Origin of the sequence: Tumebacillus algifaecis (genome assembly GCF_002243515.1) — a bacterium.
Taxonomy (GTDB): domain Bacteria; phylum Bacillota; class Bacilli; order Tumebacillales; family Tumebacillaceae; genus Tumebacillus_A; species Tumebacillus_A algifaecis.
Genome location: NZ_CP022657.1, coordinates 4215664 through 4231002 on the forward strand (window position 1 = coordinate 4215664; position 15339 = coordinate 4231002).

Genomic DNA, 15339 nt, shown 5'->3' on the forward strand with positions numbered 1-15339 from the left:
CCTCCCATGTCCCCAATGTTGCAGGTGTGTATAGTAGTCGTTCTAGTTGTTCAGATAGGCTTCTACGCCGATCGTTTGCAGTTTGTCGTCTTTTGCTTCCACTTCGGAAGCGAGTTGTGCGCGGTAGCTGTCGAGACGAGTTGCGAGTTCATCGTCTGCAGTCGCGAGAATTTGTGCAGCGAGCAGTCCGGCATTAAAAGCGCCGTTGACGGCGACCGTTGCGACCGGAATGCCTTTGGGCATCTGTACGATCGCGTAGAGTGCGTCGATGCCTTGGATCGCCCCACCTTGGATCGGAACACCGATCACCGGAAGAGTCGTGCAAGCGGCCACAACGCCCGGCAGATGAGCGGCCAGGCCCGCGCCGGCGATGATCGCGCCGAAGCCATTTTCGCGAGCGGAGCGCGCGAGTTTCATCGTTTTATCAGGTACGCGGTGTGCCGAAGAGATGCGGATTTCCGTCTCGACTTCCAGTGCGTGCAGTGCTTTTGCCGCTTCGTTCATCACTTTCAAATCGGAATCACTGCCCATGAGAATCAATACTTTTCTCGCCATGATTGATTGTCCTCCCTTTCAGGAACCAGCGTTAGTTTTCACCAAATTTTTGTCACAAAACCCTAAAAGCTACATACGAAAGCCCAGATGGGTAGAATTCGTCGCGGCACGTCGTGCGGTCGAGCGAAACCTACCCGCCTGGGCTTTTATCCCTTCGGTGTCATGTCCACGATGAGTAGACATGTGAATCGCTCGGACCTGCTCGTAAGAAGCGGAACCCTAGATTCACTTTCGTTCGTAGTCCAGCGATTCCGGTCGCCGGGTAGAGACTCTCGGGCCAATTCCCAAGGATATACGATCAGATTCAGTTGTTGTCTTTGTCTACTGTAAGCATACCAAAACGCATCTGGGGACGTCAATGAAAAACCGAACATTATAGGTGAACTTTTTATGATCGTTCGAATTTTGGCCCGAAAAATGGATTTTGACATACTTTTTCCCCGTCTTCAATAAACTTGTCGTAGATCTGGAACTGTATGGAGTGATTGGACATGGCACGCATCTATCGGATACGCGACACGCAACGCTTTCTATTTTTGCCTTTGTTGTTCCCGTTGATCCCGCTCCTGCTGCAATGGATGCGCCCAGGCAATGCTGTGGTGTTATTTGGCGTGGTGACGATCTATGTGCTGTTTACCTTTCGCATGCTGTTTTTGCGACGCGAACTGGAGATCGGCGAGCAGGAGATTCGCATCGATAGCGGGCGCTGGAAGCAAGTGTATTCGCATGAGCAGATTTATGAAATTTTTCTGAGTAAAAATCAGGTTGTGCAGATGCGCATCGGTGAGCGCAACCGCTACATTCGCATTCTGACCCCCGATTACTGGGATGCGATGAACGCCATTCAACACTTTGCATGGCGACATGCGATTCCTGTGACCGACAAGCGGCCGAAACAGCTGAGTGGACGGAGGAGGGAAGTTTCATGATGCTGCGCGACTATTTGCGGACACTGCCTCAGTCTCATCTGTTCGACCTGTATGAAACGCTGTACCAGCAGGAGACGAACGTCCACCTTACGGAGGTCGAGTTGTGTGAGGAGATCGTGGCCTATTGGGAGAGCCCTGCGCATTGGGATGAATTCGTGGCCGCCCTGTCCCCTTTCGAGCGCCGAGCGATGACCCGACTGGCCCTGCATGAGCGCTGTCGGATCGACGCCTTTATGGAGGAGGCAGCAACGCTAGGGCTTGTGATCTTATATCGTGAGCACAACCGCTATGAGATGCCAGATGACGTCCGCGTACAGCTGTTGGAGCGACTGCCCTCCTTACGCGACCTGCTCCGGGCCGAACCGGAAGGAGATGCGGACGGCACGACGCCTGTGTAGCAGGATTTTTATGCAAAAAAAAACATGTAGATCGGCACCAGTAGGTACCGATCTACACGCGTTGCTCTTCCGATCAGGAAGGGCTTTTTGTCGTGCCAAACGCACGATGACTGCCTATTCGCCCGCCAAGAAGATGTAGCGCGCCAGAGCGAGAATGGCGATGACCCACATCAGCCAGTGCACCTTGACCTTTTGATCTGCGTCTTTGGTGAACAGGTTGCGGATGACATTCAGGATCACGAAGAAGATGATCCCGATCGAGATGCCGTTGGCGATCGAGTAGGTGAACGGCATCAGCGCGATGGTCAGGAATGCTGGCATCGCGATGCCGAAATCATTCCACTCGATATGGCGGACCGAACCCATCATCAGGACACCGACCACGATCAGCGCAGGTGCGGTCGCCGAATCGGGGATCACCGCCACAAACGGCGACAACAGCACGACGGACAGCAGGAACAAAATCCCGGTGGTGACGGCGGTCAAACCGGTGCGGCCGCCCGACTCGATGCCCGCTGCCGACTCGATGTATGCCGTCATCGGCGTGACGCCGAGCAGCGCGCCGATCGAAACGCCAGAACCGTCAACGAACATCGCTTTGCCCAGACGTTTTTCGCCGTCCGGACGATTCAAAAGACCTGCACGGTTCGCCGTGCCGACCAAAGTACCGAAAGAGTCAAATAAAGTAACAAAGACGAAGATGATGACAACTTCCCAGAAGATCGCACTGCCCAGCATCGAGAAGTCGAGCTTGAACAGAGCCAAGTCGCCGAAGTCCGGCAGGAACGTCGGGTTGCTCAGGGCTTCTGTGCTCGTCACGCCAAGCGGAATGCCAATCAAGGTAGTCAAGATGATCGTGATCAACAGCGCGCCGCGCACACGGATCGTGGTCAACACACCTGCGATGAGCAAACCGATCAAGGTCAGAGCGGCCGCTTTGTTCGCGATGAAGTCGGTCAGGCCGATGTTCCATTCGAAGAACAGCAGGTTAACTACCGGCGCTCCGTTTTTGATCGCCTCAGCGGACGGTCCGCCGACGAAAGTGACGGTGCTGACCTGCCCCAGTTTCAAGCCGATCAAGGTGATGAACAGACCAATACCTACGGTGATCGCATATTTCAGTGAATCGGGCAACGCTTTGACCAGCATCTGACGGAATCCGGTCACCGTCAGCAAGATGAAGATGATCCCGGCTACAAACACCGCTCCTAACGCCACTTGCCAAGTCATCACGCCACCATTGGCAGCTGCGACGACCGCAAAGTACGCATTCAGACCCATCCCGGGGGCCAGTCCGACCGGGAAGTTGACGAACAGGCCCATCATGATGGTGACAAGACCGGCACCGACCGCGGTTGCGAAGAACACGGCGCCCTCCGACATGCCCGTCCCTTTCAGAATCACTGGATTCAGGAACAGAATGTACGCCATGGTGACGAACGTGGTGATCCCGGCGATGATCTCGGTGCGCGGGTTGGTGCCAAATTCGCCAAGTTTAAACAGACGCTCTAACATCAATAGCTCCCCCTACTCTACTCTCTACGGCTCTGGTTGTGTTTTTATTCCCACTCAATCGTTGCTGGTGGCTTCGAGGTGATGTCGTACACGACACGGTTGACATCACGCACTTCGTTGACGAGGCGCACCGACAGACGCTCCAGCACATCATATGGGATGCGCGCCCAGTCTGCAGTCATGCCGTCGCTCGATGTGACGCCGCGAATGGCGATCGTGTAGGCGTAGGTGCGCTCATCGCCCATGACGCCAACCGAGCGAACGTCAGGCAGAACGGCGAAGTATTGCCAGATCTCACGGTCAAGACCGGAACGGCGAATCTCATCGCGCACCACAAAGTCAGCATCTTGCAGAATCTCCAACTTATCGGCCGTCACGTCCCCGATGATGCGGATCGCCAGACCTGGACCTGGGAACGGTTGACGCCAGACGATCTCGTCTTTGATGCCAAGCTCAGTGCCTGCTGCGCGCACTTCGTCTTTGAACAGGGCGTTGAGCGGTTCGACCAACTCGAACTGCATGTCCTCCGGCAAGCCACCCACGTTATGGTGCGACTTGATCGTCGCAGCCGTAGCCGTGCCCGACTCGATGATGTCGGTGTAGAGCGTGCCTTGGGCCAAGAAGTCGAACTGGCCAAGCGCTTTGGACTCTTCTTCGAAAACGCGGATAAATTCTTCACCGATGATCTTACGCTTGCGCTCTGGATCGCTCACGCCAGCCAAGCGGCCGAGAAAACGGTCGCGCGCATCGATTTTGACCACGTTCATTTTGAACTCGCCAGCAAACATCTCCATCACTTGCTCTGCCTCATTTTTGCGAAGCAGCCCATGATCGACGAACATGCAGGTCAGGTTGTCCCCGATCGCCCGATGCACCAGCACGGCCGCCACGGAGGAATCGACACCGCCAGACAAGGCGCAGAGCACTTTTTTGTCGCCGACTTCCGCTTTGATCTTGGCAATCGCCTCATCGACAAACGAAGCGGAGGTCCAAGATCCGCTGGCCGCACAGACCTCATACAGGAAATGCTTCAACTGCTCTTGGCCAAATTCGCTGTGGTTGACCTCGAGGTGATACTGCACCGCATACAGCTTGCGAGCCGCATCGCTCATCGCCGCGACCGGGCAGGTAGCGGTGGTCGCATCGACGCGGAAGCCGGACGGTACGGATACCACTTTGTCGGAGTGGCTCATCCAGACTTGCTGGGAAGCAGGCTGTGCGGCAAACATCACATTGTCGCTTTGCACCTCGATCACCGATTTGCCATATTCGCGCACATCGGCGCGCTCTACTTTCGCGTCAAAGTGGTGGGCCAGCAGTTGCATCCCATAGCAGATGCCGAGGATCGGCACGCCAAGCTCAAAAATGGCCGGATCGACTTTCGGCGCTCCGTCTGCATAGACCGAGTTCGGGCCGCCAGAGAACACGATCCCCTTCAGGTTCAGTTGCTTCAACTCTTCGGCGGTCGTCTGATACGGCATCAGTTCTGAGTAGACGTTCAATTCACGAATCCGGCGGGTGATCAACTGATTGTATTGCCCCCCAAAATCCAGTACAACGACGATCTCTTTTTGTTCCATGCTTATGAATCGCTCCCGTCCCTCAAGGTTGTAAAAAAGAAAAACACCCTGTCGTTCCACAATCAACCTTAGTATGGAAAAACCATACGCAAGGCATACGAGGAGAACAGGGTGCTGCATTGACTTCATCAGTCAGGAATCTGCACGATGTCGAGTCCTCGTAGTCAGTTCTTTCCGGGAACTGGTAGAGACTACCGGGCCATATCCCCGGAAATATACGAGACATATATGTTTTCGACATCATTCTACTTCAAAAGACGAACATTCGTCAACCGTAAATCACACAACGTTCGCGTTAACGCTTGTTCAATCGGCCTGCTTTCCGAACGATACGCGTCCAGAGGTCTTGAATTTGCGATTTTTCCCCATCGGAAACGGAGCGCTTGCCGTAGCGCACACGTTCGAAGATCTGCGCGAGCGTGATCATTTCCCGTCCGCGCAGGTCGGGATTTCCAGAGAGGTAGAGCGCATATTCACGCAAACTCATATCGTCTTGCCGCTTCCATCCGAAACGGTTCATGATTAAGAGCAAGCGGAGCATCGCGTTCATCGCCACATCGCCATCGCCTTTGTAGGCGCGACGCAGATAGTAGGCGGTCAGCAATCTGCGGCGGTTGATGAAGGCTGCGAGCAACACGATCAGCGCAATGATGCCCGCGTACATTCCGACCGCTTTCCAATCGATGTCGAACTTGAACAGCGGAGTTGACTTCACTGCCGCTTCTTCCTTTTCCTCTTCTTCCCCTTTCCCCGACTTGACCGGGGGCGTGATCGCAGACTGCGTTTCATCCGGTTTGTACAGCGGGCGCAGTTGGAAAGATGAGGTTGGTTCAAAAGCTACCCAGCCGATCCCGTCAAAATACACTTCCGCCCAAGAGTGGGCGTTTTTGTTTTTGACAGTATAGAGGTACTCATCATCGTTCCTGCCATCATAGGTCAAGTCCACATCGCCGCGGGTGAATCCTTTCACCCAGCGCGCGGGCATGCCGAGCGTGCGCGCCATCACGACGAACGACGAAGAGAAGTGGTCGCAGTAACCTCGTTTCGAATCAAACAGGAACTGATCGACAAAGTCCTGCTTATCACTGGGAATCGGCACATCTTCCGTCTCATAGCGGTAGTTGCCGCTCAGATAACTTTCCAGCGCCTTGGCGCGATCATACGGCGAGTTCGCCTCTTGCGTGACCTCTTTTGCCAAATCGCGAATTCTCTTCGGCAGATTGGCTGGCAGCGATACGAACGCCTGCATGGCACCCAGCAATTTTTCCTGATCTGGAAGCCGCGCCGCTTTCAGGGCGTCCGAATCGTGATACGGCACCTCGGAGACGACGGTGTAGGTGTCGCCCGGCTCCAACTCATTGACTTCGACGCGATTGTCGAGGCGCGAGAACCGCACCGTCTCGCTGTTGATATTCGGGCCGGACACGCCTGTCATCTGCGCATGGCCGAACAACAGCGGCACGATGTTGTCCTGCACGTTGATCGTTTGTTCAACATGCTTCGTTTCCAGCGTCGTCCGTCCGAAGAACGTATCCGCTCCCAAATCGAGCGGATTGCGCACCTGTTCGGCAGGAGATACGGACAGCCAGCCCTTCCCGGTATAAAACGCCTTCGTCTCCCCACGGTAATAGCCATCTACCGTTGACGCCACCGTGAAGACGACCGTGTCATCCATCTCGAACGGTCCGCCGAGATGGTCATCATTGCTGCCATACCCGATCTTTTGCAGCAGGATTCCGCCGTCTTTCAAACCACTGAGGTAGGCGACCGGATCGGGCCACGCCGGGTCTTCCGCTTTCGGCACCACCAGCCCGACACCGGTCACAGCCAGCGACAGGATCAGCGTCCATACCAGCCAGTGTGCGGGCCAGCCTTTGAGATGGCGCGGCATGCGTGCCAGCCGTTCGACGGTCGGCAGTTGGCGGAAGGCGAGGATGACCAGGCCGATCAGCATGAACAGCACGATGTTCCACGCGGTGCCCTCTTCCACATAGAACGTATCGAGCACGCCGAGCCCGACCAAGCCGAGCACCAAGAACAGAAACATCCAAATGCGTGTTTTCAAGAGCTGGCGAAACAGCACCTGAAACAGCCAAAGCCCAAGCAGCATCGCCGTCGTCTTCGCCGACATCGTCATCGCCACATATTCGCCCGCTTTGGCCGCATGATAGGAGATCGTCAAATCATCTAGCCAATGCGAAAGCCAGGCGGTAACTTCAACGAACGGATGGACGCCTTTGTAGTGAAACTGAAACACGAAGTTGATCAAGACCAGCGCTTTTAGCAAAAAGCGCAAGATCAGGTGCCCGACCAGCAAATCGCTGATAAACAACAGCAGCAGGAAGGTCAGAAAGAACCCGATCGACTGGACATCGCCCACTTCCCCGAGCGGGAAGAGCAGCTGCGCGATCCAAAGCCAGAGCAAGCCGAACAAGACGGTGTCGCGAAGCGGGCTGCCTGTCACCCATCTAGCTGTTTGAAGCATAGGATATCGGCCCCCTCACTACATCTTCCAGTTCGTTCTCATCGCGCACCACGTACGTATGGACACCAAGCATCTCCAATTTCCCCATATGGACCAGATCGAGTTCGCTCAACTGACGTCCTCCGACGATGTAGAACAACTCCGTCTTAATTTTGCGATATTCCAAAAAACCGATCAGTTGCACCAGCGGTTGGTCGAGCACCGGCGTGACCAATACGATCGTCGATCCGCGCTGCAAGTAGTTGACCTCGCGCAAGACCGCCTCGTTGTATTCATCGCTGCCGTCCGCCTGCACGATCGCCAAGTGCTCGATGATGCGCAGGTATTGTTCAAAATTCCGACTTTGCGCAATCGTCACCCGCTCGCGGCCATAAGAGGTCAGACCGACCGAATATTTTTTGCTCGACGCATGCTTGATCAGCGACGCTGCTGTCGTCACCGCCAGTTCGAACAGTTGATTGGAGCCGCCGCGGTAGGCGTCTTCGGAACGGTTGAGGAAGAACATCATATCATTGGTCACGTGCAACTCGAACTCTTTGGTCTTCAGCGTTCCGGTGCGGGCCGACGCACGCCAATGAATGCGCGAGAGACGGTCGCCTTGCGCATAGTCGCGCACGCCGATCACGTTTGACGAATCTTCGGCCATGCGGTTTTGGGCATTGGTGTGACCGAGGTTAAATTTGTTGATCGTATGCCAATAGGGAATGGGAATGATCTTCGGATAGACGGTCACCTCATCCATGCGCCTGTGTATAAGCTCCTTTTTGGTCAGTCCGAAAATATCGCCGGTCACCAAGCGAGTATCGCCGAGGATATATTTGCCCCGCGGCATGTTCGGGAGCGAATAGGACAGGCGCAGTTTGCGGTTATAGCCTGGAAAATGAAGTTCGCGGTTCGAACCGCTCTGCAGCAACAGCCGGGTCGGGAGCGTATCTTCGACCACCATCCACGGCAACGGCCACTTGCCTTCGATCTCCACGATGATGTCCACGTCCAGCGTCTGTCCCGCATTGATCTTCAGCGAGGACAGCTTGCGCTCCGACGTGGCATTTCTCAGCGCGAAACGTGCGGTGGCCAGCTCATAGGCGGCGATCAGGAACGCCGCGTAGAACATAAACCAAGCGGCAAAACCGCCTTGAAATTTGCCGTAAGCAAACGTGGCGAACAACAAAATCAGCCACAGGAGAATGCTTCCGAATCTCCTCACCTTACTTCACCCTTTCACGGGCTTTTTCAGGGGAAAACTCACGCGTGACCGGAACAGGCACCGCTCTCATGATCTCAGCCAGCACTTTTTCCACGGTGGTGCCGCCCAGACGAGCTTCCGATTTCAAAATCAGACGGTGTGCGAGCGTCACCGACGCCAAATGCTTCACATCGTCAGGAATCACATAGTCGCGGCCGAGCACGAACGCGAGGGCCTGCGCCGCTTTGAACAGGGAAAGCGAGCCGCGCGGTGATGCACCCAGATAGACAGCTTGATGTTTGCGGGTCTCAGTCGTGATGTTGACAATATATTTGCGGATCGAATCTTCGACATAGACTTCGCGCACTTTTCGTTGCATCGCCTGCAAGGTCTCCTGATCGGTGACCTGCTCCAACAGTTCGATCGGATGGGCCAACTGCTGGCGACCGAGCAGATCGACTTCCTCCTCCGGCGTCGGATAGCCAAGGTTCAGCTTGAGCAGGAAGCGGTCGAGCTGCGCTTCGGGCAGCGGGAAGGTGCCTTCATATTCAATCGGGTTTTGCGTCGCCATGACGAGAAACGGTGACGGCAATTTATAAGTAGTTCCATCGACCGTGACGTTGTGCTCCTCCATCGCCTCGAGCAGCGCGGACTGCGTCTTCGGAGAGGTGCGGTTGATCTCGTCGGCGAGGATGATGTTGCCCATGATCGGGCCTGGGCGGAATTCGAATTCATTGATCTTCTGGTTATAGATAGAAACACCTGTCACGTCGGAGGGCAACAAGTCAGGTGTGAATTGAATGCGCTTAAAGGAACAGCCAAGCGATTTGGCAAGTGAGCGAACCAACATCGTTTTGCCCACACCGGGAACGTCTTCGAGCAAAACGTGGCCATCGCAAAGCATCGCGACCATGCAAAGCTGGACCGCTTTCGATTTGCCGATGATCACCTGCTCGACATTGTTCACCACATCGGTCAGCACTTTGTGCGGGTTGTCAAATTCGCGGTTCACAAGATCTCTGTTGTCAGTGTAATGCATATTTTTTTCCTCCAATTCAGAAAAATGCCTATCACCTATACTTCTCTAAACGGGTCTAAAGTCCTTCCAATTGTTAGCATCTTGAGATTTACCGATTTTTCACGCCAGTCTATCTGGTATAGCGTAACAGAAGGGAAACTGCCCTGTCTCCACACAAGTATTGGATGGGCAAGCACCTACCTCTTAATATATATGAAAATTCACATTAATCTCCACAAAAAAATCTCCGGTTGTTGCTCACCGGAGATTCGTGCTGACTGTTGAACGTTACTGTAGGTAGGACATCGGATTGACGTAGGCGCCGCCGCTTTGGATCGACAAATGCAGATGGGCTCCCGTCGAGTACCCATCATTGCCAACGGCTCCGATCACTTGGCCCTGACGCACCGTCTCGCCGCTGTGAACATAGACGCCGTTGCTGTACATGTGGCCATAGATCGAGGTCATGCCGTTGCCGTGGTCCACGACGATCCAGTGCCCGTAGCCGCTGGCCGAGCCTGCCTGCACAACAACACCGTCGGCGATCGCCACAAACGGCGTACCGATCGGCGCGACGATGTCGATCCCTTTATGAAATTCTGATCCGCGCATGCCATAGCCAGACGAGATCGAATAGGACGAAGGAACTGGCCATCCATATGTAGCATTGCCCTTCCCCGGGATAAATTGCGGTCCGTTATAGTCTTGATACGCCTGCTCGACGATTTCCTGATCTTCAGCCGGCGCTGCAATCGCTGCGGCCAGATCACTCTTCAAGTTTTTCGAGCGTTCAAGCAGTTCCTGCTCCGCCTTGCGCATCTGTTCCTGCTTAGCTCGGCGTGCTTGCTGCTGCTCATCGAGCTTGGCCTTCGTCGTCTTTAATTGGGCTTGGTCCGCTTTGAGTCGGTCGATCATTTGCTGGTCCGACTCGACGATCATCGTCAACAGTTTCATCCGATCGAGGAAGTCGCTAAAGTCGGTCGCAGCGAGCAACACTTCCCAAAACGACACATCCCCTTTTTCATATATCACTTTCACGCGCTCTTTGAGCTTTTCGCGCTGCGCGGCGATTCGCTTCTCCAGCGTCGTGATCTCTTGGCGCATCCGTTCTGTCTCTTTCATGCCGCCAGCCAGTTCGGCTTCTAGGCTTTTCATCGTATCTAATGTCTGTTGAAGTTCGTGATCAACGCTGTTTAGTTCTTGTTGAATTTTTTCTGCTTGCTCGCCCTTTTGTTCGGCAGCCAATGCCGCACTCGGCAACGCTGTAATCAAGAGCAAACCGGCCAATAAGCAGATCCCTAGTTGGTCACCCTTCTTTCTCATCCCTCTTTTCACTCCTTTTCGAGTATTCATACATACTACCGAATGCTGCATGCAGGGACAACCGATTTTGCCAAACTGTAACCAGACTGTCATCTCTCTGGAATTCCTTGGGAGTGATTGGAGAAAAGAAAAAAACCACCCTCATAAAAGAGAGTGGTTTTTCGAAAGGGGCAGACCTTACATCATGCCCATGCCGCCCATGCCGCCCATATCCGGCATGCCGCCGCCAGCCGTCTTCGGCTCCGGCTTGTCAGCGATTACCGCTTCGGTGGTCAGGAACAGTGCCGCAACAGAAGCTGCGTTTTGCAGCGCGGAACGGGTTACTTTTGCCGGGTCTACAATGCCCGCTTCAAGCATGTTCACCCATACGCCAGTCGCTGCGTTGAAGCCGATGCCGACTTCTTCTTTTTTCAGACGCTCTACGATTACTGCGCCTTCTTGGCCGCCGTTGATCGCGATTTGACGAACCGGAGCTTCCAGCGCCGCGCGCACGATTTGTACGCCGGTCGCTTCGTCGCCTTCCAGTTGTACTGCGTCGAGTGCGCGGATGACGTTAACCAGTGCGGTACCGCCGCCCGGGACGATGCCTTCTTCAACCGCTGCACGGGTTGCGTTCAGAGCATCTTCGATGCGCAGTTTCTTCTCTTTCAGCTCTGTTTCGGTCGCAGCGCCGACTTTGATCACCGCTACGCCGCCTGCGAGCTTCGCGAGGCGCTCTTGGAGCTTCTCTTTATCGAACTCGGAAGTGGTCTCTTCCAGTTGAACTTTGATTTGGTTGACGCGTGCTTCGATTTCAGCCTTATCACCGGAACCGTCAACAACGATCGTGTTCTCTTTGGAAACGCGAACTTGGCGAGCGCGGCCCAGTTGAGTGATCAGGGTGTTTTTCAGTTCGAGGCCGACTTCTTCGGAGATCACTTGACCGCCGGTCAGAGCCGCGATGTCTTGCAACATCGCTTTGCGGCGATCGCCGAAGCCCGGAGCTTTTACAGCAACCGCGGTGAAAGTGCCGCGCAGTTTGTTGACGATCAGGGTCGCTTGCGCTTCGCCTTCGATGTCTTCTGCGATGATCAGGAGCGGACGGCCAGATTGTACCACGCGCTCAAGTACCGGCAGAACTTCTTGAATGTTGGAGATCTTTTTGTCGGTGATCAAGATGTACGGCTCGTCGAGCACAGCGATCATCTTGTCGGTGTCGGTCACCATGTACGGGGAGATGTAGCCGCGGTCGAACTGCATACCTTCGACAACTTCTACCTCGGTGGTGAAGCCTTTGGACTCTTCAACGGTGATGACACCGTCTTCGCCGACTTTTTCCATCGCTTCAGCGATTTGTTGGCCGATCTCTTCGTCGCCTGCGGAGATAGAGGCAACGTTTGCGATGCCTTCTTTCCCTTGCACCGGAGTGGAGATGCGCTCGATTTCTGCAACAGCAGCGCGAGTCGCTTTTTCGATCCCGCGGCGCAGACCGATCGGGTTAGCACCTGCAGTTACGTTTTTCAGACCTTCGCGGATCAGCGCCTGCGCCAGAACGGTCGCGGTGGTGGTGCCGTCGCCTGCGATGTCGTTGGTTTTGGTCGCAACTTCTTTAACCAGTTGCGCACCCATGTTTTCGAATGCATCTTCGAGCTCGATCTCTTTGGCGATCGTCACACCGTCATTGGTGATCAGCGGGGAGCCAAATTTCTTTTCGAGCACGACGTTACGGCCGCGCGGGCCGAGTGTTACTTTTACAGCATCAGCCAGAGTGTCCACGCCGCGCAGCATGGAACGGCGAGCATCTTCTTGGAAACGAATCTCTTTAGCCATTGTTCGTACAACCTCCTGTTTTGTCGGTTTACGTATGTGTCGGAACTTGAGCTTGTTCTATGTTTTCCGGACGGCTCCGGAGTCGCTTACGCTTCGACGATCGCGAGGATGTCAGCTTCGCGCAGGATCAGATACTCGGTGCCGTTGTATTTCACTTCGGTACCCGCGTATTTAGAGAAGATGATGCGGTCGCCAACGTTAACGTCGAGCGCCACAACAGCGTTGCCCACCACTTTACCTGTGCCAACTGCCACTACTTCAGCTTCTTGCGGTTTTTCTTTTGCGGTGTCCGGCAGGAACAACCCGCTTGCTGTTTTCTCTTCACGTTCTACAACTTTGATGACGACGCGGTCGCCGATCGGTTTAATCATGCAAAACCCTCCTCAGATTTTGATGAGTTGATTGTTGATTGTTAGCACTCAGGACTGCCGAGTGCTAATTCCATTTCTTATGATAGTCAAATGCCTTGTTGTTTGCAAGAGGGGAGACAAAAATTTTCTTTGCATTTTCGTAAAATCCCACACAACTAGATAGTATGACCTCCCAGTGCCAACATTATACATAACGCCAGAAGGCATGTACCATAGGAAGTTTCCACGAATCGGCTCGAATTGAGTGGAAAAGCCGGGCGTGGCCCGGCTTTCGTTATTGATAGTTCACCGTTAGCTTGTATCCCACTTTGCCATACAGCTCTTGGAGCGCCTTTTCCGCATTCTGTTCTGCCGACTTCAAAATTCCGCTCGCCCCCGCTTCGGAGCGCAGTTTGGACAACACCTGCTCCTGCGTCATCATGCTGAGCCCTTCTTTCAGGTCGGTCGAACTGCGCAGGATTCCTTCGCTCGTAAAGATTTTAATCTGATCAAGCTGGACCGCCTCTTCCAAAAACACCGCGTGCGGCAAGGTCAGCTCGATCGTCTTCCGGTCATGATCGATGCGCACATCGTCGGTCGTCAATTGCCCGACATCTACACCCGCCAACATCTTCGCCGGAATAACAAACAGATAAGTGCGCTTGGTGCCGGGAACGTTCAGGTCGATGTCGAAGCCAAAGAGCCTGTTGTCCGTCCCCTCGATCGTGGTCATCACATACGCTTCGGCCGTCGCCAGTGCCGACAGCTCGCGCACGCCCGTCACAAAAACGGAGGCATTCGGCTTCTCTTCTTCGTTTAAAATCGACCAAGCGCCAGCAAATCCTGCGAACAAGGCGATCAGGAGCAGTGGAATCATCAGGCGCTTTTTGCCGAACAGCCCTTTGAGGTCCGCCTTCGTCCGGTTGGGCTCCGCGCGGTCAGGCAGCAGAGGCAAGCTGTCCACCGTGATCGCGGCCGACGTTTCTTCCTGTGCCTCTTTCAACTGTTTCACCAGCTCTTCCAATTCTGCGATGGATGGCTTTTTTGGTTCTGTCACAAGCAGCCTCCTCTCTCATACATAGTTGATGATGTACTGAAATATGCCTGTAAACGAACAGCCTTTTCCCGCTCGGAAAAAGGCTGCATCACATGGTGTCGTAAAATATTAAGCTTCTTCTTGCGCCAGACGCGCTTCCGCTTCCTGTATCGCCTGCTCGCGCTTGCGCCACGACCATTTGGCGATGACGATCGACAGCTCATAGAGCATGATCATCGGGGCGGCGACGGAGATGTGCGAAACAAAGTCTGGCGGCGAGATCATCGAAGCGAGGATGACGAGCCCCAGATAGGCGTACTTGCGCACTTTGACCAACGTGTGCGGCGCCAAGATCCCGATGCGGGAGAGGAACAGCACTGCGACTGGCATTTCGAAAATCAGTCCGAACGGAATGACGATATTCGTCATAAAGCCAAAATAGTTGGCCGCCGTGTACATGATGTTAAAGCGTTCCACCCCGAGCTGGTACAAAAATTTGTACAGGAGCGGGAAGACAAAATAGTACCCGAATAAAATACCCGCGAAAAACATCCCTGCCACCAGCGGCAAGAATTTGTAGGCCAGCTTCGCTTCTTTCTCCTCTAAAGCAGGCCTGATAAACGCCCAGAGATGATAGAGCAAAAACGGAATGGTCAGCCCGAAAGCGGCCAGCCCCGCGACGGTGAAATATACTTTTAAAATCTCACCTGGGCCAAGCACGGTCAACTCGATCTCCCCCATGCCAGGGAAGAGTCGCGAGGCGTCATTGACCAAGGTGTAATAGATCGGATCGACAAAAATAAACGTGATCACGATGTTGATCAGGAAAATGACCAAAACCCAGATCAGCCGTTTGCGCAATTCTGCGATATGATCGACCAGAGTTTCCGGCTCAATGCTCACAAGCTCACACCTTTCTTGCCGCCTGTGTCAGCATTACTTGGTCTGCAGACCTTTTTCGTCTTCTTTGCTCAGCAGCGTTTGCGTTTCAGACTTCTTTTCATCCTCTTCGGTCAGCCCTTTGGTTGCCGATTTGAATTCTTTCAGCGTGCGGCCGAACGCGCGACCGATCTCTGGCAGTTTGCTCGGGCCAAAGACGATCAAAGCGATGACCAAGATCAGGATCAGGCCCGGAACACCAATGTTTTGGAACAT

The 15339-nt window shown here is 54.3% G+C and carries 14 protein-coding genes and 2 riboswitches; of the genes, 2 read left to right on the forward strand and 12 right to left on the reverse strand.

The features are described 5' to 3' along the window. Nucleotides 1-42 precede the first annotated feature (42 nt). Nucleotides 43-555, reverse strand: coding sequence for a 5-(carboxyamino)imidazole ribonucleotide mutase (purE, locus tag CIG75_RS18695; protein WP_094237994.1), 513 nt, complete (start codon nt 553-555; stop codon nt 43-45). Between the two features lie 218 nt (nt 556-773). Continuing rightward, a riboswitch (purine riboswitch) is annotated at nt 774-873 on the reverse strand. 173 nt (nt 874-1046) lie between these two features. On the opposite strand from purE, the gene CIG75_RS18700 reads away from it, so the two are divergent. Together CIG75_RS18700 and CIG75_RS18705 are read left to right on the forward strand one after the other, a co-directional pair. Continuing rightward, complete coding sequence (locus CIG75_RS18700) at nt 1047-1484, forward strand: hypothetical protein (protein WP_094237995.1); 438 nt, start codon at nt 1047-1049, stop codon at nt 1482-1484. Further along, entirely contained in the window at nt 1481-1882 is a 402-nt protein-coding gene (locus CIG75_RS18705; protein WP_094237996.1) for a hypothetical protein, read from the forward strand. Before CIG75_RS18700 ends, CIG75_RS18705 begins: the two co-directional genes overlap by 4 nt. A 114-nt stretch (nt 1883-1996) precedes the next feature. Here the strand turns inward: CIG75_RS18705 and CIG75_RS18710 are convergent, their stop codons facing one another. The 11 genes from CIG75_RS18710 to CIG75_RS18760 form a co-directional block, all read right to left on the reverse strand. After that, entirely contained in the window at nt 1997-3397 is a 1401-nt protein-coding gene (locus CIG75_RS18710) for an NCS2 family permease (RefSeq protein WP_094237997.1), read from the reverse strand. 44 nt (nt 3398-3441) lie between these two features. After that, entirely contained in the window at nt 3442-4977 is a 1536-nt protein-coding gene (gene guaA, locus CIG75_RS18715) for a glutamine-hydrolyzing GMP synthase (RefSeq protein ID WP_094237998.1), read from the reverse strand. Between the two features lie 141 nt (nt 4978-5118). Next, nucleotides 5119-5218: riboswitch (purine riboswitch) on the reverse strand. A gap of 54 nt (nt 5219-5272) precedes the next feature. Then, on the reverse strand, nt 5273-7462 hold the full coding sequence (locus tag CIG75_RS18720) for a DUF4129 domain-containing transglutaminase family protein (RefSeq protein ID WP_094237999.1): 2190 nt from the start codon (nt 7460-7462) through the stop codon (nt 5273-5275). Beyond that, entirely contained in the window at nt 7446-8669 is a 1224-nt protein-coding gene (locus CIG75_RS18725; protein ID WP_094238000.1) for a DUF58 domain-containing protein, read from the reverse strand. The genes CIG75_RS18720 and CIG75_RS18725 overlap by 17 nt, the downstream gene beginning before the upstream one ends. Before the next feature lies 1 nt (nt 8670). Further along, complete coding sequence (locus CIG75_RS18730) at nt 8671-9687, reverse strand: AAA family ATPase (protein WP_094238001.1); 1017 nt, start codon at nt 9685-9687, stop codon at nt 8671-8673. A gap of 267 nt (nt 9688-9954) precedes the next feature. Next, complete coding sequence (locus CIG75_RS18735) at nt 9955-10989, reverse strand: murein hydrolase activator EnvC family protein (RefSeq protein WP_157729646.1); 1035 nt, start codon at nt 10987-10989, stop codon at nt 9955-9957. Between the two features lie 177 nt (nt 10990-11166). Next, complete coding sequence (groL, locus tag CIG75_RS18740) at nt 11167-12798, reverse strand: chaperonin GroEL (protein WP_094238003.1); 1632 nt, start codon at nt 12796-12798, stop codon at nt 11167-11169. Between the two features lie 86 nt (nt 12799-12884). Further along, nucleotides 12885-13169, reverse strand: a complete 285-nt coding sequence (gene groES, locus CIG75_RS18745; RefSeq protein WP_094238004.1) for a co-chaperone GroES — start codon at nt 13167-13169, stop codon at nt 12885-12887. Between the two features lie 274 nt (nt 13170-13443). Continuing rightward, nucleotides 13444-14205: a DUF4230 domain-containing protein gene (locus tag CIG75_RS18750; protein ID WP_094238005.1), complete on the reverse strand. Its 762-nt coding sequence runs from the start codon at nt 14203-14205 to the stop codon at nt 13444-13446. Nucleotides 14206-14313: 108 nt separating this feature from the next. Continuing rightward, nucleotides 14314-15087 (reverse strand): twin-arginine translocase subunit TatC, encoded by a 774-nt coding sequence (gene tatC, locus CIG75_RS18755; protein WP_094238006.1) that lies wholly within the window; start codon nt 15085-15087, stop codon nt 14314-14316. A 33-nt stretch (nt 15088-15120) separates the two neighbouring features. Beyond that, complete coding sequence (locus CIG75_RS18760; RefSeq protein ID WP_094238007.1) at nt 15121-15339, reverse strand: twin-arginine translocase TatA/TatE family subunit; 219 nt, start codon at nt 15337-15339, stop codon at nt 15121-15123.